Source organism: Arcanobacterium phocisimile (assembly GCF_016904675.1).
Lineage (GTDB): Bacteria > Actinomycetota > Actinomycetes > Actinomycetales > Actinomycetaceae > Arcanobacterium > Arcanobacterium phocisimile.
Genome location: NZ_CP070228.1, coordinates 1,792,087 through 1,808,897 on the forward strand (window position 1 = coordinate 1,792,087; position 16,811 = coordinate 1,808,897).

General features: G+C 51.3%; 16 protein-coding genes. 5 read left to right on the plus strand and 11 right to left on the minus strand.

Going from position 1 to position 16,811, the window contains the following annotated elements; genetic code table 11:
* Nucleotides 1–69: 69 nt before the first annotated feature.
* Complete coding sequence (locus JTE88_RS08145) at nucleotides 70–1,374, minus strand: MFS transporter (protein ID WP_204424227.1); 1,305 nt, start codon at nucleotides 1,372–1,374, stop codon at nucleotides 70–72.
* A gap of 152 nt (nucleotides 1,375–1,526) precedes the next feature.
* Between JTE88_RS08145 and JTE88_RS08150 the strand changes: the two genes are divergently transcribed.
* Nucleotides 1,527–2,099 carry a LytR C-terminal domain-containing protein gene (locus JTE88_RS08150; protein WP_204424228.1) on the plus strand — a complete coding sequence of 191 codons (573 nt, stop codon included), beginning with the start codon at nucleotides 1,527–1,529 and terminating at the stop codon, nucleotides 2,097–2,099.
* Nucleotides 2,100–2,102: 3 nt separating this feature from the next.
* Here the strand turns inward: JTE88_RS08150 and JTE88_RS08155 are convergent, their stop codons facing one another.
* The 5 genes from JTE88_RS08155 to cysS form a co-directional block, all read right to left on the minus strand.
* Entirely contained in the window at nucleotides 2,103–3,473 is a 1,371-nt protein-coding gene (locus JTE88_RS08155) for a uracil-xanthine permease family protein (protein WP_204424229.1), read from the minus strand.
* 99 nt (nucleotides 3,474–3,572) lie between these two features.
* The gene (locus JTE88_RS08160; protein ID WP_204424230.1) at nucleotides 3,573–4,094 is read right to left on the minus strand and encodes an ASCH domain-containing protein; all 522 of its coding nucleotides are present in this window, start codon (nucleotides 4,092–4,094) and stop codon (nucleotides 3,573–3,575) included.
* An 8-nt stretch (nucleotides 4,095–4,102) separates the two neighbouring features.
* Nucleotides 4,103–5,377 carry a hypothetical protein gene (locus JTE88_RS08165; RefSeq protein ID WP_204424231.1) on the minus strand — a complete coding sequence of 425 codons (1,275 nt, stop codon included), beginning with the start codon at nucleotides 5,375–5,377 and terminating at the stop codon, nucleotides 4,103–4,105.
* A gap of 2 nt (nucleotides 5,378–5,379) precedes the next feature.
* The gene (gene rlmB / locus JTE88_RS08170) at nucleotides 5,380–6,363 is read right to left on the minus strand and encodes a 23S rRNA (guanosine(2251)-2'-O)-methyltransferase RlmB (RefSeq protein WP_204424232.1); all 984 of its coding nucleotides are present in this window, start codon (nucleotides 6,361–6,363) and stop codon (nucleotides 5,380–5,382) included.
* Nucleotides 6,363–7,787, minus strand: a complete 1,425-nt coding sequence (gene cysS, locus JTE88_RS08175) for a cysteine--tRNA ligase (protein ID WP_204424233.1) — start codon at nucleotides 7,785–7,787, stop codon at nucleotides 6,363–6,365. Before cysS ends, rlmB begins: the two co-directional genes overlap by 1 nt.
* Before the next feature lie 201 nt (nucleotides 7,788–7,988).
* Here cysS and JTE88_RS08180 point away from each other — a divergent pair, with 201 nt between their 5' ends.
* On the plus strand, nucleotides 7,989–9,404 hold the full coding sequence (locus JTE88_RS08180) for an MFS transporter (RefSeq protein WP_204424235.1): 1,416 nt from the start codon (nucleotides 7,989–7,991) through the stop codon (nucleotides 9,402–9,404).
* A 97-nt stretch (nucleotides 9,405–9,501) separates the two neighbouring features.
* Here JTE88_RS08180 and ispF read toward each other — a convergent pair whose 3' ends face one another.
* The 4 genes from ispF to JTE88_RS08200 form a co-directional block, all read right to left on the minus strand.
* Nucleotides 9,502–9,984 carry a 2-C-methyl-D-erythritol 2,4-cyclodiphosphate synthase gene (gene ispF / locus JTE88_RS08185; RefSeq protein ID WP_204424237.1) on the minus strand — a complete coding sequence of 161 codons (483 nt, stop codon included), beginning with the start codon at nucleotides 9,982–9,984 and terminating at the stop codon, nucleotides 9,502–9,504.
* Nucleotides 9,984–10,688, minus strand: a complete 705-nt coding sequence (gene ispD / locus JTE88_RS08190; RefSeq protein WP_204424239.1) for a 2-C-methyl-D-erythritol 4-phosphate cytidylyltransferase — start codon at nucleotides 10,686–10,688, stop codon at nucleotides 9,984–9,986. Before ispD ends, ispF begins: the two co-directional genes overlap by 1 nt.
* A gap of 63 nt (nucleotides 10,689–10,751) precedes the next feature.
* Nucleotides 10,752–11,297, minus strand: a complete 546-nt coding sequence (locus tag JTE88_RS08195) for a CarD family transcriptional regulator (RefSeq protein WP_204424240.1) — start codon at nucleotides 11,295–11,297, stop codon at nucleotides 10,752–10,754.
* A 187-nt stretch (nucleotides 11,298–11,484) separates the two neighbouring features.
* The gene (locus JTE88_RS08200; protein WP_204424241.1) at nucleotides 11,485–12,225 is read right to left on the minus strand and encodes a phosphoglyceromutase; all 741 of its coding nucleotides are present in this window, start codon (nucleotides 12,223–12,225) and stop codon (nucleotides 11,485–11,487) included.
* 153 nt (nucleotides 12,226–12,378) lie between these two features.
* On the opposite strand from JTE88_RS08200, the gene JTE88_RS08205 reads away from it, so the two are divergent.
* From JTE88_RS08205 to JTE88_RS08215, 3 genes are all read left to right on the plus strand, one after another.
* Nucleotides 12,379–12,789: a YccF domain-containing protein gene (locus JTE88_RS08205; protein WP_204424242.1), complete on the plus strand. Its 411-nt coding sequence runs from the start codon at nucleotides 12,379–12,381 to the stop codon at nucleotides 12,787–12,789.
* Nucleotides 12,790–13,110: 321 nt separating this feature from the next.
* On the plus strand, nucleotides 13,111–14,733 hold the full coding sequence (locus JTE88_RS08210) for an FAD-dependent oxidoreductase (RefSeq protein WP_204424243.1): 1,623 nt from the start codon (nucleotides 13,111–13,113) through the stop codon (nucleotides 14,731–14,733).
* 30 nt (nucleotides 14,734–14,763) lie between these two features.
* Nucleotides 14,764–15,018, plus strand: coding sequence for a metal-sensitive transcriptional regulator (locus JTE88_RS08215; protein ID WP_204424244.1), 255 nt, complete (start codon nucleotides 14,764–14,766; stop codon nucleotides 15,016–15,018).
* Between the two features lie 114 nt (nucleotides 15,019–15,132).
* Here JTE88_RS08215 and JTE88_RS08220 read toward each other — a convergent pair whose 3' ends face one another.
* Nucleotides 15,133–16,599 carry a purine-cytosine permease family protein gene (locus JTE88_RS08220; RefSeq protein ID WP_204424245.1) on the minus strand — a complete coding sequence of 489 codons (1,467 nt, stop codon included), beginning with the start codon at nucleotides 16,597–16,599 and terminating at the stop codon, nucleotides 15,133–15,135.
* Between the last annotated feature and the right edge of the window lie 212 nt (nucleotides 16,600–16,811).

Here is a 16,811-nt window from a genome sequence, read left to right on the forward strand (position 1 = left end):
ACACCTAGCGATATTGAATACCCGTCCGCCACATATCAACGCGAATCCAACAATCCATAGTCGAGGAACTTACCGCATCCCGTCGTCGATATCTCGGAAATTATTATTCAAATGGCGCTCACGCGGCCCGTGGATGTTGACAAACGGCCAACGCTTGAGATGATGCAACTCCACATCCCACGAGATCTTCGCCCACATGAAGATGATCAGCGCAATCAAAATCGAACCGATACCACCTACCGCAATCGACCATCGCGGACCCCACACTTGCCCAATCCAGCCCACCAACGGCGAACCAATTGGCGTGATCCCCAAATTAACTGCGAAATAAATGGCCAGAACGCGACCACGGAGTTCCGGTGGCGTACTAATTTGAACCAACGTATTGACCGATATGAGGAAGGTCAACATCGTGAAACCAGTAGGGACCATCAAAATAGCGAAGACCGTATAGGTGGGCGCCATCGAAGCCGCAATGGCAACAACACCGAAAGCAACTGCGTAAACCAACAGCTTCGAAAAACGTGGAGCCTTGCGGCGAGCAGAAAGCAACGCGCCCGAGAGGGAACCAATCGCCAGCATCGAGCCCAGCAAGCCATATGAACCAGCGCCCTCACCATAGACTTCGGTAGCCATCAGCGCTTGGGTAACCTGGAAATTGAGGCCTAAGCCAGAGACCACAGCGATCATAACTAAAATCGCTACTATATCGGAGCGCGTCCGCACATAAGCGAAACCCTCACGTAACATTCCCTTATGCCGTTCAACCACTTTACGCTCGAAGAAATACTTCTCCTTCATAACAGCAAGCGCCAACACTGGAACGGCGAACAATGCGAAATTGAGAATGAACACCCATCCTGGGCCAACAAGTTCGATCAGTAATCCCGCGAGCGCAGGACCAAAAAGACGAGCGATATTGAACGACGTCGAATTTAGACTAATAGCGTTGGGTAACGATTTCGTCGGCACTAGTTCTGACAAAAACGTGTTGCGAACCGCTGACGAGAGCGCGTCTGCGACCCCGGAGAATACCGCTGCAAGGTAAACATGGTACAGTTCAGCCGTATTTGTCACCAACAAAACCCCCATGGCTAGGCCGATGGTAGCCACTGCGATTTGAGTGATTTGAATTAATCTACGGCGATTGACCCAGTCAGCGAGAACTCCGCCAACCGGTCCAAGAAACATCTGCGGTAAAAATTGGAATGCGGTAACAAAGCCTACAGCCACTGCAGAATTATCTGTCAATACTGTCAAAACCACCCAAATTTGGCAGACTCGTTGCATCCACACAGCGGTTGCGGATACCAAATTTGAAACAAACCACAGACGATAGTTGGGATAGGACAGCGAATGGAAAGTCTTAGACATATATCAACCTCGATAAAAGTCTAACCTAAGGAAATTAAGCGGGCACGCCTAATCCCATGAGACGCCGAATTCCAGTGCAATATCACGATATTTTACTAAAAACACCCGCAAGCACTCGCACCTCATCCCACTCGTGCGCTAAATTATATTAGGTGAATACCCAATATAATCCACGTCTCGAATACCGCAAGCGCATTCAGCAACGGCAGACTGTCATTTTTGGTTCCATCTCTGCCGTTATGGCATTTTTACTTATTGTCAGCACGCTCGTGTGGACCGGGGTCATTCCAGCACCTTTCAACCGCGAATTTTCTAAAGAAGCCGAACCTGCCTACCTCATCCCTTGCCCTTCGACCGATATTCAAGCACGCGATCTTTCGACTCTGAGTGCTCGCATTTACAACTCAACCAACATCAATGGTAAAGCTGGCGAAGTCGGGCAACAGCTAGCCACTTTGGGAGTCACAGTTACGGAAACCTCGAATTGGGCAGGCAAACCACTTCCAGAACCCATCCGAATCATCACCGGGAAAAACGGCGTTGATGCTGCTTACACTCTGCGAGCATACCTACCTGGATCTGTGATCCACTTTGACGAAACCAATAATTCTGAGATCCTCGACGTCGTCATCGGTAAAGATTTTGATGGGACGCAAACCGGCCCTAGCGAGGCAGATATTGCCACCGCGCTAGAGCCGATCGACGGTTGTAAACCAGTGAAGTAAAAGTTACAGCTGAGGTTCGCGCTGTAACGCACCCTTTTCGAGTTCCGCACCTGCTGGTGCCGAGGCAGGTGTTGCTGGCTCAATAGTCGTCCCGCGCCACCGCGAAATCGCGCGCATCACATGGTAAATGATAATCGCGCCGAACGAACCTAACGCGATACCGGAAAACTCTAAGTCGCCAACGAACAGTGTGTAGTTCGCGATTGCCATAACCATTGCAACAGCAGCCGTATTGAGATTGACCGGATCTGAGAAATCAACCTTGTTCTGCACCCAAATGCGAATGCCAAGCATACCGATCATGCCGTAGAGAACTGTGGCAGCACCACCTAAAACACCTGCTGGGATAGTAGCAATAGCAGCGCCGAACTTTGGCAATATCGATAGGCACAGCGCAAATCCAGCTGCGACGAGGTATGCGACAGTTGAATAGATACGAGTAGCTGCCATAACACCGATATTCTCGGCATACGTAGTCGTAGCTGAACCGCCGCCAGAACCGGCAACCATCGTTGCAAGACCATCTGCAAACAGTGCACGACCCGTGTAGTTATCGAGGTTTTCGCCGGTCATTGCAGCCACTGATTTCACGTGTCCAACATTTTCCGCGACCAACACTAAGACCACTGGAATGAACAGCGCAAAGAGTGAGAAGTCAAAGCTTGGTGCACGGAAGTGCGGGAAGCCGACAATATCCGCGGAGGCAACGGCATCGAAGTTCACTTCTCCGCGAATCATTGCAGTAACATAGCCAATGATGACGCCGAGCAGAATCGATAACCGGCCCATAATACCTTTGAACACCACGGTAGAGAGCAAGATTGCAACAATTGTCACCGTTGCCGTCACCGGCGCAGCCTGAACATTGTTCCAGGCTGCAGGTGCCAGGTTGAACCCGATGAGTGAAACGATTGCTCCGGTCACCACTGGTGGCATCAGCACATCAATCCAGCGAGTGCCAGCAAAATGGGCTGCAATACCGATCAGCGCCAGTAGACCACCGGTCATAATGATTCCGCCCTGAGCCAGCGAAGCCAAACGATCATCGAGTGGCTGGCCCCCGTTGGCCACATAGCCGGTCACTGCTCCAATTGGTGCCAAGAACGCGAAGGATGAACCGAGGTAGGACGGAATACGTCCCGAGGTGATCAAGATAAAAAGAATGGTTCCGACTCCGGTGAAGAACAACGTCGTTGCCGGATCGAAACCAGTAATAAGTGGAACAAGGAATGTCGCCCCAAACATGGCCACCATATGTTGGGCGCCAACCCCGATGGTGATAGGCCATGAAAGGCGTTCGTGTGGGGGAACAATTTCTCCCGGAGCAATCTTGGTACCATCACCATGAAGTTTCCATGTGAACAGTTGCGACATTCGGTTCTCCTACCGTAATAATCTACATAAACGACCAGAACTATACGGAACACATAGCAACAACTGCAAGTCAGGCAACCACGTCACCCTAAATGTGACCTATGCAATGTCGGTATCCACGCGGTACATCACATCGAAATACTCAACCACAACGTTCGCAGTTTCATCGAACTCTATGCCGGCCGCGTGAGCATCCTCAGTAAAAACTCGGGTATGTTCCTCTCTCCAATGTTCAAGATCGCCCTCACCTTCGGCTTGGGCAACGTCTTCAGATATTTCATTGAAGGGTATGAGGTCTACTTGACGATTACGGATCAACGCAACCGGGTTCGCATCCCCGTCGAGTAAAATTGCGAGGTCGCCGACCTGTGGATATTGTTCGTTGGCCGCATCGTATGCTGGAGCATAGCTAGAGGTAGCCGTCTTATCTCCGTGAACCGCAAGCAACGCGAGCTTACTTGCACAGCTTCTCGTCCCGTCCCCCAAAGAGAATGCTGGGGGTTCCATCGATACGACGTCCGTAACGCCCATGACACCGGGTACTTCAGCTAGTTTTGACCGGACTTTTGCACGCGTCCAAAACGCAGTGAGGTCTTCTGGACTTGGTTCTTCGACATACATATTTATTCCTAACCTTGCCAGTTTCGCATGTTACGCCATGTTTCAATATCTGGCTGTTTCCGATCGAGAATATCTCGAACGTACGTTGTAGTACCGATTCGGGTGAAGGCACTCACTAATACCCCAGCTCCGATAACGCCGAGGGTTCTTCCACCGATTCCTCGGCGCTGGCGATGGAACGCGGTTGCGATTAACGCCCCGGCAAGTGCTGACTGAGCCGCAGAACCAATAGCGACTAGCCACGGCCGATCCAAATAAATGGTGCTCAGCACTTTCATCATCGACGGTTCCAATATGCCTTCACCAGCTAACTCCCACGCCAGGACATCTTCAAAGGACCAGTCTGTTGGCGATATTAGCTTCGCAGCAGGAATATTTGACAAACTCCCCTCGCTGTTGAGCGCATCGGCTAGTTCGCGCGGTAACCCTAAGACGCGCACAAGCGTGCGTACAGCCGCCTGCGGCTCGACAAGTAGCGCACGGCGCATATCGTGGAACGTGACGTTGACAATGTCTGCAGTGGCTAACCGTGCTATTGCACCGGCACCGAGTTCGTCGGTGACGAACTCATGAGCAATTGAGCCATCTTCAATCCACCTAAAAATAGGCAACTCGCCTGTCCAATCCCACACTAAACGCACATTGTCGCGACGCACCAATAAGGTGGGATGGAATTGGCCATGGATGTTTACTGCGAATGCCATGACATAATTTGGCCGTGGAAATACCTTCCGGTAGCTTGCTAACGAGTATTCCGATGTCAAGACCCTCAGGTTTCCTAATTTAGAAACCATGATCGGAGCTTGCTGCGCACTGGCCATCGATGGAACTTCCGATATCGCCATATCGGTCAGCAACATCATCGGACCTTCATCAAATTCTGGGAACTTCGCACCAAAGACACCGAAATCTAGATCCTGATTTTCATTATCCTGTTCTGCAGGATCATCGTCGATATCGGCCTCGACGTCGACGGCCCCGATATCAAGGGGACCATGGACGACTTCACCATCAAGTTCTACTGCAACTTTACGAAGCTTTTCTTGCATTTCCACTAAGAGATCACTAACGCTAAGCCCACGGATGACCGTGCCTGCGTCATCAAGCATCGCTACTCGTCGACGTCGACCGCTAATCGCAACTTCAAATTCGTAGCCGCCGTCTACAGCTTGCCCACGTCCCAAAATTTGCTGGTCGGCAAAAAACTCAGCTATCCGTTCGACAGTAGTAAGCTGCGGGTCAAAAATATCGATGTGCCCGCGAACTGATCTCCATGATGTCATGATTATGCCTTCTTCTGATGAAATTTCCGTCGATTAACATCAAGTTGATATAGTGCGATTCCTGTCGCAACGGCTGCATTGAGCGACTCCATGTCAGATGCAATCGGAATTGATGCGATCACATCGCATGTCTCACGCACAAGACGAGATAGCCCCTTGCCTTCAGAACCAGTGACAACAACCAGAGGGACGTCTGCCATATCTAACGTATCAACAGATTCTTGCCCACCACCATCAAGGCCGATGACAAAGTAGCCCTCTTCTTTAAGCTCTTCAAGTGCACGCACTAAGTTAGTTTCGCGAGCTACTGGAACTCGAGCAGCCGCACCCGCAGAAACTTTCCAGACTGTGGCGTTAACTCCTGCGCTTCGACGCTCGGGAATCAGCACACCATCCGCCCGAAATGCCGACGCCGACCGCATTGCGGCCCCGAGGTTGTGCGGATCGGTTACCGAATCAAGAGCCACTATGAGCCCTGGTTCCACATGGTCTCGGCCACGAACGATCAACTCATCAAGATCTACGTATTCATATGGCGGAACTTCAAGAGCAATACCTTGGTGAACTTGACCTTCGGTCATTTTGTCGAGTTCTTGGCGAGTCACTTCGATCAGATCTGCACCAGATTCAGTCGCTGCACGCAAAACAGTTGCTACTCGCTCATCGTTAGCAAGTGACCCAACAACAAACACTCGAGAAAACGGGATGCCTGACGAAACAATCTCCACAACCGGGTTACGACCACTAACTAGCTCGTACCCTTCCGGGGTATGCAAGTGACCGCGTAGCTTAGGACCGGCAGCTTTTTCTGCAGCGGCCTCTCGTGCCACCTTCTTCTTATACGCTGGATGATAGGTGCGATCTTCGGCTTTTGGAGTTGGTCCTTTACCTTCAAGACCGCGCCGGCGTTGCCCGCCCGAACCTACTTTTGTCCCTTTTTTCGGACCCTTGCGGATTGCTCCCGGGCGCCCAAAGTGACCTGCCATTACTTTTCTCCGATCTTCCAGCGCGCTCCTGACGCCGAATCCTCGACGTGGATTCCTGCAGCTAGCAGAGCATCTCTCAAAGAATCTGCTCGTACCCAATCTTTCGCTGCCCGGGCAGCTGCCCGTTCATCAAGAATTGTATGCACAAGTGCATCCAGCGCATCGTGATAATTCGATCCTACTGCTGACTCATCGCGCCACGGTGATGCACACGGATCCAAACCAAGAACGTCGAGCATAACACGAACAAGGAGCTGTTCGCGTCGAATGTCGACGTCTTCTTCAGCCACCAAAGCATTATTTCCAGCTGTAACATGTTCATGAATAACCGCGAGCGCCACTGAAACATTGAGATCATCATCCATAGCAGCAACGAATTCTGCAGGAATCTGCGATAACGGCAGCGAGGCCACCTCGTCTGCTGGCACTTCACCGACAGCATCGACTGAGCGTTGCACGAATCCGGCAAGTCGATCCCACACCGCACCGGCTTCCGCCAACGTGCGCTCCGAATAAGCGACAGTAGACCGATAATGAACAGTCCCCAAAGCCAAACGCACTATTACAGCGGGGTGCTCAGCAAGAATATTGGCAACGATCAACGAGTTACCTAATGATTTACTCATCTTCTCGCCGTCGATAGTAACCCAAGCGTTATGCATCCAATACTGCGCAAAGCCGTAGCCGGCACCATGAGATTGTGCCTGTTCGTTCTCGTGGTGCGGGAATCGTAAATCAATTCCGCCTGCGTGAATATCAAATTCTTCACCCAAGTACTTTCCGGCCATAGCTGAACATTCCAAATGCCAACCCGGCCGGCCTCTTCCCCACGGGGTATCCCAAGCGGCCGTTCCCGGCTCCCCTGGCTTCTCAGCCTTCCACAAGGCAAAGTCACGCGGGTTGCGTTTGTCAGGTTCGACATCGTCGTCAGAAAAATCATCTAGCGTTTGGCGGGTAAGCGAGCCATAGTCAGGCAAGGATGCAACATCGAAATAGACGTTACCTGAATCTCCAGGATAGGCATGACCTTGATCAATCAATCGTTCAATAAAAGCGATCATCTCTGGAATGTGGCCAGTTGCGCGTGGCTCATACGTTGGCCGTAATACGCCAAGCGCATCGTAAGCCTTGGTAAATTCATTTTCGTAAATATATGCGTGAGCCCAGAACTCGCGACCAGCTTCAGCGGATTTCGCCAAGATCTTGTCATCGATATCGGTAACGTTACGTACCATCGTCGTCTCAAATCCACGACGACGCAGCCACCGTACCAGGACGTCGAACGCCAATGCTGAGCGCATATGACCAATATGCGGCGACCCCTGAACCGTGGCACCACAAAGATAAATACCAACTTTGCCCGGGAGCAGGGAAGTGAACTCGCGCATCGAGCGCGTTGCTGAGTCATAAATATGTAGTGCCATGGTTCAATTTTACACGGAAAGTCCCACATATCTTGCGCGCACGTGGCTGCCCGTGGAAAACACCTTTTATCCGCAACTGACGGTAACCGGCTACGCTATTAAGTCGAATATCGATAAATATTCTTCAGAATGCAATGAATCACACCCGTGACCCCACGGGAAATTCACCTACGACTGACTAAATAGCGATAGATTAAAAGCATGAAACTAGAACCAACGTCGCTCCCCAGCAACGATGCGCTCCCTTTTCCGACTCAGATCGACCCTTCTAACGACGTGCCGGAAAAAGCAAGCCTGTTTAACAAGGCCATCATTTACTGGGGTTTATGGGACTGGGGATCAGCCGCGTTCAACGCAATTGTCACCACGTTCATCTTCGCAGTTTATATTTCCAACCCGGATTTTTTCGGAGACCAAGCTAATGCAAACCTCGGATGGGCTTTGGGGATTGCTGGGATAGTCATCGCACTGATCGCCCCCGCGCTCGGCCAAGCGGTTGACCGATCTGGCAAACGCGCCACCGTCCTCGCAATCACAACGCTTGGAACAGCAAGCATCATCGGGTTACTGTTCTTCGTTCGCCCCGAACAGCAATACCTCACCCTTGGCCTCGCGCTCGTGGCAACCGGAAACATCTTGTTCGAGACCGGTTCAGTCGTCTACAACTCCCTGCTCGCCGATCTCACCGAACGCGAAAACTACGGCCGAATCTCCGGATTCGGCTGGGGATTAGGATACCTCGGCGGTATCGTTTTGCTACTGATCTTATTCTTCGGTTTCATCAATCCCGACGTCGGACTCTTCGGCGTCACCAGCCAAGATGGTCTCAACGTTCGCGTTTCCATGCTTCTTGCTGGATTATGGTTTGCCGGATTCTCTCTTCCATTACTACTGACGTTGAAGAACAAACCAAAAGCTGAAGACTCTGCAGTGGAAGGATTCTTCGAAGCCTACCGCGAACTATTCCGCTCGATTGCTGACCTCTGGCGTAACGACCGCATCGTCTTGTGGTTCTTAGTCTCATCGGCTATCTACCGCGATGGTCTAGCTGGCGTGTTCTCTTTTGGCGCTATCATTGCCGGCGTCGCCTTCGGCTTTTCGACGTCAGAAGTTATTCTATTTGGAATTTCCGCTAACGTCGTAGCCGGCATTTTCACCATCGGATTTGGTTGGCTTGAAGATCGAATTGGCGCCGCAAAAGTCATCATTTTCTCGGTTGGCTCTATGGTGCTATTAGGCACCGGCGTTTTCCTATTCCATGACGGAATATTTGGCATTTCTGGCCACGACATCTACTGGATTTTCGGATTAGCACTGACGGTTTTCGTTGGCCCAACACAGTCCGCCTCACGCACCTATTTGACTCGTTTGGCACCAGAAGGTGAGGAGGCAGAAATCTTCGGGCTATATGCCACCACCGGACGTGCAGCTTCACCGATTGCACCACTGCTCTATGCGAGTGCGATTTCGGCTGGAGCCTGGTACCTCGACATCGCCCGTCAAGATGCCGCTTACTTCGGCATTTTGGGAATTAGCGCTGTGTTGATTGTTGGTTTGATTTCCTTCATCCCAGTCGCACGTCACGCTAAGCGTCGCCAGCGCGGCCTAGACTCATAATCTAGAACAGTGTGCTGCTTCAATCGCAGCCATTGACACGAAAGGGTGCTGGCAACTGCTCAACACCCTTTCATTTATCGTTTTAATGTGTCGTTTTTTAGTCGCGCACAACCAACGCAGTAGCAATCGCGGCCAGTCCCTCTTTACGCCCGACAAATCCGAGATGGTCTGAGGTCGACGCCGATACCGAAACTGGCGCACCAACGACGACGGTCATCGCTTCCTCAGCATCTACTTTACGTGGTGCGAATCGCGGTTTTTGGCCTAAAAGTTGGACACTGACGTTCATAATTGTCCATCCAGCTTCACCGACAAGCCGCACCGCTTCGGCCAAGAGAGATTTTCCAGATGCACCTGCCCATTGTGGTTGGTCGACACCAAAAACAGTGCCTAATTCTCCAATTCCACTGGCGATCAGGAGCGCATCAGCGCCAGCGTGAGCAACGACGTCAGCATCAGAATGCCCTTCGAGTCCTTGTTCACCTGGCCATTCCAAGCAAGCTAGGAAAAGTTTACGTTCTGGATCGGAGGAGAAGGCATGAATATCAACTGCCGTGCCTACTCGCATATCGCTAACCATCAGTTAGTCCTTTCCGACGTCGTTCGCTGAGCATATAGTTGTTGGGCAACAACAAGATCAAACGGTGTGGTAATTTTCAACGCTTCTGGTTCGCCGTCGACGACAACGACGTCGATCCCCATTAGTTCAACGAGCGCAGCATCGTCGGGAGCGGCGCTGGCTTCCGATGCGCTGAGTTGGGCGCCGAATTCATGTGCTTGCCGTAATGTTTCAGTGAGGAAGCCTTGCGGGGTTTGAACCGCCCGCAATTCGTTTCGTTGCAAAGTTTCGCTGACGGTACTGCGGGCTGAAACACGTTTGATCGTATCGACAACCGGGAGGGCAGGTATCGCACTGCGCGAGCCGCTTTCGATAGCTTGCTGCACTCGTTGAATCATAGCCACTGGGGTGAGACATCGTGCTGCATCGTGCACTAACACGGCTGGTGTTTGAACATGTGCTAGTCCGAGTGCTACAGATTCTTGTCGAGTTGCACCACCTGGAACGAGTGTGACACGTAAGCCGGCGTCCTCAAAAACTTGCTGAAATTGAGCGATATGGCCAGCTGGTGCGGTGACGATACAATCCGAAACTCCGGCATCCTGCATGCTTGTTACAGCATGCACAATAAGCGCTCTTCCACCAAGCTCAACGAGAGCTTTCGGTTGTTGAGCTCCTAGGCGCGAGCCGGAACCGGCCGCGGCAATAACTGCACTCCACTTCATTTCCCACTCTTATCTATGCAAGTGGGCCGCACCTATCGGTACGACCCACCATCACAAAACTATTTACTCAGCTGACTCAGCGGACTGTGGTGACTCTGCGCTATCTGAGGTATCTGGAGAGAGTACGAACTCACCCAAGATCTCATTAAGTAGCGAAGCTGCTTCATCATCGCTGATGCCGCGGCCAAGTGCTACTTCAGATCCAAGAATGGCATGTGCTTGCGCAAGCATACGCTTTTCACCGGCAGATAGGCCACGATCACTGTTTCGTCGAGTCAAATCTCGAACAACTTCAGCAACCTTCTTGACGTCCCCTGATGTTAGCTTCTCGCCGTTCGCTTTATAACGACGAGACCAATTAGCTGGTTCTTCAACATTTTCTTCACGCAACACAGCAAAAACTTGCTCGAGCTGCTCATCATTAGAGACATCGCGGAGGCCTACTTGTTCAATAGAATCTGCTGGAACCTGAATGACCATATCACCTTGAATAATACGTAAGGTAAGATATAGGCGTTTTTCGCCACGCATCATCTTTTCTGAAATGTCTTCAATGTACGCAGCCCCGTGATGTGGGTAAACGACCGTCTCTCCGACTTTGAAGCTCATATGGTGTCTCTCTATCTCCGCGAACAATGAATAACCATATTCTACCAAACATAGGCACGCTCCCGTCAGGCCCTACGCTAATGGCGTGACGAGTACATCGCATGACGTTCTAGTGCGAGTGTGGGGAGTGCGTCAATACACGCACTCCCCACACAAAAACATGCTCTAGTGAGCTAACCTCAACAGGTTACTTGCCCTGGTTTGCAACAGCTTCGATTGCAGCCTTGGCAGCTTCTGGATCGAGGTAGGTACCACCCTTGGTTACTGGCTTGAGTGTTTCCTCATCCAATTCGTAGTAGAGCGGAATAGCGGTTGGGATGTTCAAACCCGAGATTTCATCATCGGAGATGCCGTCGAGATGCTTAACAATTGCACGCAACGAGTTACCGTGTGCGGCAATCATGACAGTCTTACCAGACTTAAGCTCTGGAACAATCTCACCTTCCCAGTATGGAAGCAGACGCTCAAGAACATCCTTCAAGCACTCGGTCGCTGGAATTGGTTCACCAGCGTAGCGCGGATCGGAATCCTGGGAGAACTCCGAGCCAGCTTCGATTGCCGGTGGTGGAACATCGTAAGAACGGCGCCACTGCATGAACAGTTCCTCACCGTACTCATCACGAATTTCCTTCTTGTTCTTACCCTGTAGAGCGCCGTAGTGACGCTCATTGAGACGCCAGTTGCGCTTGACTGGAATCCAGTGACGATCAGCGGCATCGAGAGAAAGATTTGCGGTCATAATTGCGCGACGAAGCAAGGAAGTGAACAGAAGATCTGGTAGCACGTTAGCATCCTTGAGAAGCTTACCTGCACGCTTTGCCTCTTCAGTTCCCTTCTCCGAGAGTGGGACATCAACCCAACCGGTGAAGAGGTTCTTGGCATTCCATTCACTTTCGCCGTGACGGACGAGAACGAGTTTGTAAGTCATATGTGTTTTACTTCCATGATCGGTAACACTTTATGATGCGCGAGCGCGCACTACCCCTAGTCTACTTCTGTTTCGACCACTTCTGCTAGGTCATAGTGCCCGCAGTTTCTCCATTCACTCAGAGATGTCGGAGCCAATACATACAATAAGCTCATGAAAACTCTTTTGAATTTTATTTGGCTGATATTCGGCGGTTTTGCCATGTTCTTGGGGTACATTCTTGCAGGCGTCGTAGCGGCGATTTTTATCGTGACTTTACCGATGAGCATCGCATTACTTCGCATTGCTGGATTTATCATCTGGCCTTTCGGGCAAAGCGTTGTGCGAAAACCACAAGCTGGCGTTGGCTCAACATTGATGAACGTCGTGCGGTTTCTCATTGGCGGGCTTTGGCACTCAATCGGACACTTGGTGAGTGCAGCCCTGCTGACTTTAACGATTATCGGAATCCCACTCGCTATCGCACACATCAAGCTAATTCCAGTTTCATGCTTCCCATTCGGAAAGATGGTCGTGCCAGCAGCTGCAGCCAACGCACACAACGTCGTCGTCACCGTGCGCTAGAAACCGGTGCGCAACTAGCTGTAGCCACTTGCCAGCATATACCCCCAGGGGTATAGTGAAATTATCGTAGCTACACCCGTAGCAATAACCAAAGGAGACTACGATGTGTTATCCAGTGACCTGCAAAAACTGTGGAAAAACAACCTGGGGCGGCTGTGGCCAACATGTTGCGTCCGTTAAAGCAAAGGTGCCGGCTAGCCAGTGGTGCACTTGCACCGAAGAACAAAAAGCCCAAGCAAAAGGTGGCGGCTTCTTCCGTTCACTCTTCAGCTAAGCTTTCTTGGCTTTAGTAATAAATAACCCCACAACGCAAGGAAAATAATGTCTACTACGGTCATTATCGGCGGTGTCGCCGGTGGAATGTCTACTGCCACTCGGCTTCGGCGCAATGATGAAAACATGAATATCATCGTCCTCGAATCCTCCGGGTATGTATCGTTTGCAAACTGTGGATTGCCCTACTTTATCGGCGGGGAAATTACTAAGAGATCAAACCTTCTCTTGCAGACACCACAATCTCTCAAGGCTCGCTTCAATCTTGATGTGCGAACCGGCTCCACCGCTACACACATCAACCGAGCAGAGAAAACAGTCACCGTTGATGGACCAGAAGGAACCTACGAGCTCAACTATGACAACCTCGTCCTATCCCCTGGTGCACGTCCGCTAACTCCACCAATCCCAGGCATTGACAAAGCATTCACATTACGTACCGTCGAAGATACCGATCGTATCGTCCACACAATCAGCACAACCGAGGCGAAAAAAGCAGTAGTCATTGGCGGTGGATTCATTGGGCTTGAACTAGCCGAAAACCTTATCAAACAAGGAATCGACGTCACCATCGTCGAACGCGCACCGCATATCATGGCTCCGCTCGACGCCGAAATGGCAGCAATTGTCACTGCGCACCTGGAGAAGAGCGGCGTCACTATTCTGTCCAACACCCAAGTCACTGCCATTGAAGATGGTGTTGTGCACGCAGGTGAACGTAAAATTCCGGCCGATACCATCATCGCAGCACTCGGCGTCCAACCCGCTTCTGACCTCGCCCAGCAAGCCGGTCTTGAGCTCAATGAACACGGCGGCATCGTCGTCAATAGCCGCCAGCAAACCTCAGATCCGGCTATTTTCGCGCTTGGCGATGCGGCACAGAAAACTGATGCAATCTCCGGCACCGCAACAATGGTTCCGCTGGCCCAAACCGCCAACCGCCACGGTCGCCTCGTCGCCGACATCATCACCGGCCGCAACACTGAAGCACAACCAGTTCTCGGAACCGCAATTATTGGGCTCTTCGGCTTAGCAATCGCCACCACCGGATGGAACGAACGCCGGGCACGCGCTGAAGACAAAAACGTTCGAGTCATCCACTCCCATCCAGCCAATCACGCCGGCTACTACCCGGGCGCAACCAGTTTGAACCTTAAGCTCATCGTGGACGCCGAAGATGATTCAATCCTCGGCGCACAAGCGATTGGCCACGACGGCGTCGATAAACGCATCGACATCATCGCCACCGCTATGCGTGCACGCCTGAAAGCGAGCGACCTTGCTGATCTCGAATTGGCTTACGCCCCACAGTTTGGCTCAGCAAAAGATCCCATCAATATGCTCGGCTTTATTAACGACAACATAATTCGTGGAGAACGAACCGTCCAGTGGCATGAACTCGATACCACACTCCAAGAAGGTTGGACCCTTGTCGATGTGCGAACACCAAGTGAATACGATCGTGGGAGCATTCCCAACGCCATCAACATTCCGGTCGACGAACTTCGCGATCGCCTATCCGAACTTGATGGAAAGAAAGTCCTCGTCCACTGCCAGGTCGGATTGCGCGGGCATATTGCATGTACTCTGCTATCCAACAACGGGATCGAATGTGCGAACCTCGACGGTGGTTACATCACATGGAAGTTTGGGCAAGCAACACGCTCATAACCCCTGCGCATCACAAAAGGACTGAATCTCATGCAACTACCCGCCGAAGACGTCAAACCTGCTATTACCCGCCTCAAGCGAGCGCGCGGGCAACTTGACGCCGTGATAGCCGCTCTGGAAAACGAACAAGACTGCCACGACATAATCCCGCAACTAGCCGCGGTAGCGAAAGCAATCGATCGTGCAGGCTACCTCGTTATTTCTACAGGAATGAAGAAATGCTACAAAGATGGTCACGACGTTGAGGACGAACACCTAGAAAAAATGTTCCTCTCGTTAGCCTAAGCATCAAATATAGCCAAGCTCTTCACACGCTAAGTTTCACAACCTAAACCTTGAGGATGGTCGGTACGATTACGTACCGACCATCCTCAAGGTTCATATCGCCAGAGTCACACTTCAACGATTTTCCTGCCGAGCTACCTTCCGCGAGCGCAATACGTAACCGGCAGCAAACGAGAGCACGAGTGCAAACAAAACACCAAGATTTGCCCACGCCCATTCACCATCACGGCCACCCAAACCGAGCGGACCAAGCAGATAACCCTGCCAGTTATTCCAAGCAGCCTCTTCAGCAAAATTATTAATAACTAAACCCCAGCCAACAAAGGAAGCCACAACCATCGTTGCCAGTGACGTCCAGTCCCACGAGCCATAAACACCCTGCGGATCAAACAACGCCTTCTCGTCATACTCTTTGCGGCGCAACGCAATATCGGCAATCATCAAACCAGCCCACGACGCAATCGGCACACCCAGCGTAATCAAAAACGACTGGAACGGACCTAAGAAATCTTGGGCAAAAAACACAACCCAAATCGTGCCCGACGTCAAAATCAATCCGTCAATACCTGCAGCAGCCGGACGTGGAATCTTCACGCCCAAGCTCAATAACGTCAGACCAGACGAATAAATACCGAGCACAGCACCCGAAACAAGGCTCAACACTGCGGTAATCAAGAACGGCAACAGCACCCACGTCGGCAAAATCGTTGCCAACGTGCCAATCGGATCACTAGCAATACCCGCATCCAACTCCGGATTTGACCCCACGATCAGCAGTCCGGCAATCACCAACAAAACTGGGGAGAGCGCTCCACCGAACGTATTCCATGCAACAATCTTCGCCGCCGAGGCGTCGCGCGATTGATAACGCGACCAATCCGCTGCAATATTAATCCAGCCCAATCCGAATCCAGTCATCAGCATGACGAGCGCACCGATAACCGCCGTCGTCGACCCTGCCGGACGATCCATAACTACAGAAAAGTCCACCTGTGGCAAGGTAAGGACAACATAGACGATGGTCAGCGCTCCAGTAAGCCAAGTCAATATAGATTGCACCTTCATAATCACGTGATAGCCAGCTACTGACGCCGAAACGATCATCGCAGCGATGACTAGACAAGCGATAATTTTAGTAGCCGTTCCACCGCTCCAACCCATTTGGGCGAGTACAGTAGCCGTTGCCAATGTGGCCATGATGGCAAGAAACGTCTCCCAACCGATCGAAATCAGCCACGAAAACACGCCTGGAACCCGCTGGCCATAGACACCGAATGCTGCACGAGACAGCACCATAGTCGGCGCTGAACCTCGTTTACCAGCAATAGCTACCACCCCACACAATCCAAATGAGATTGTCACACCGATCACAGTCACTATGAGCGCTTGGATAAACGAGACTCCAAAACCGTAGACGAACGAGGCGTATGAAATACCAAAAACTGATACATTCGCTGCGAACCACGGCCAGAAAAGATCGCTGGGTTTGGCAGTACGTTCATTCTCGGCAATGATGTCGATACCATTGCTTTCAATTGTTAAAGCTGTAGATCCTTTGGAATTACTAGCGTTATCTATCATTGACTGCGAACCGTCTTTCTCTTCTCGCTACTTTTTTGGCTAGGTTTAAGTATGCCTGAAGTTCGGCGAGCGCGTGGGAAAATCCGAAAACCATATTGTTTGATAATCTCGATTCGGATCTAGTTCGTTGCCTGATTCGTAGCGTAAAATAAGCCAACCTGGGACATTTCATATTTTGAGCTTCTTTATTTCAGATAATAAACAATTACTGC

Coding starts and splice junctions, on each gene's coding strand:
- JTE88_RS08215 (WP_204424244.1), top strand. CDS start 14,764: ATGCAACTACCCGCCGAAGACGTCAAACCTGCTATTACCCGCCTCAAG.
- JTE88_RS08155 (WP_204424229.1), bottom strand. CDS start 3,473: ATGTCGCAACTGTTCACATGGAAACTTCATGGTGATGGTACCAAGATT.
- JTE88_RS08160 (WP_204424230.1), bottom strand. CDS start 4,094: ATGTATGTCGAAGAACCAAGTCCAGAAGACCTCACTGCGTTTTGGACG.
- ispF (WP_204424237.1), bottom strand. CDS start 9,984: ATGGTTAGCGATATGCGAGTAGGCACGGCAGTTGATATTCATGCCTTC.
- JTE88_RS08220 (WP_204424245.1), bottom strand. CDS start 16,599: ATGATAGATAACGCTAGTAATTCCAAAGGATCTACAGCTTTAACAATT.
- ispD (WP_204424239.1), bottom strand. CDS start 10,688: ATGAAGTGGAGTGCAGTTATTGCCGCGGCCGGTTCCGGCTCGCGCCTA.
- JTE88_RS08205 (WP_204424242.1), top strand. CDS start 12,379: ATGAAAACTCTTTTGAATTTTATTTGGCTGATATTCGGCGGTTTTGCC.
- cysS (WP_204424233.1), bottom strand. CDS start 7,787: ATGGCACTACATATTTATGACTCAGCAACGCGCTCGATGCGCGAGTTC.
- JTE88_RS08145 (WP_204424227.1), bottom strand. CDS start 1,374: ATGTCTAAGACTTTCCATTCGCTGTCCTATCCCAACTATCGTCTGTGG.
- JTE88_RS08195 (WP_204424240.1), bottom strand. CDS start 11,297: ATGAGCTTCAAAGTCGGAGAGACGGTCGTTTACCCACATCACGGGGCT.
- rlmB (WP_204424232.1), bottom strand. CDS start 6,363: ATGGCAGGTCACTTTGGGCGCCCGGGAGCAATCCGCAAGGGTCCGAAA.
- JTE88_RS08200 (WP_204424241.1), bottom strand. CDS start 12,225: ATGACTTACAAACTCGTTCTCGTCCGTCACGGCGAAAGTGAATGGAAT.
- JTE88_RS08165 (WP_204424231.1), bottom strand. CDS start 5,377: ATGACATCATGGAGATCAGTTCGCGGGCACATCGATATTTTTGACCCG.
- JTE88_RS08210 (WP_204424243.1), top strand. CDS start 13,111: ATGTCTACTACGGTCATTATCGGCGGTGTCGCCGGTGGAATGTCTACT.
- JTE88_RS08180 (WP_204424235.1), top strand. CDS start 7,989: ATGAAACTAGAACCAACGTCGCTCCCCAGCAACGATGCGCTCCCTTTT.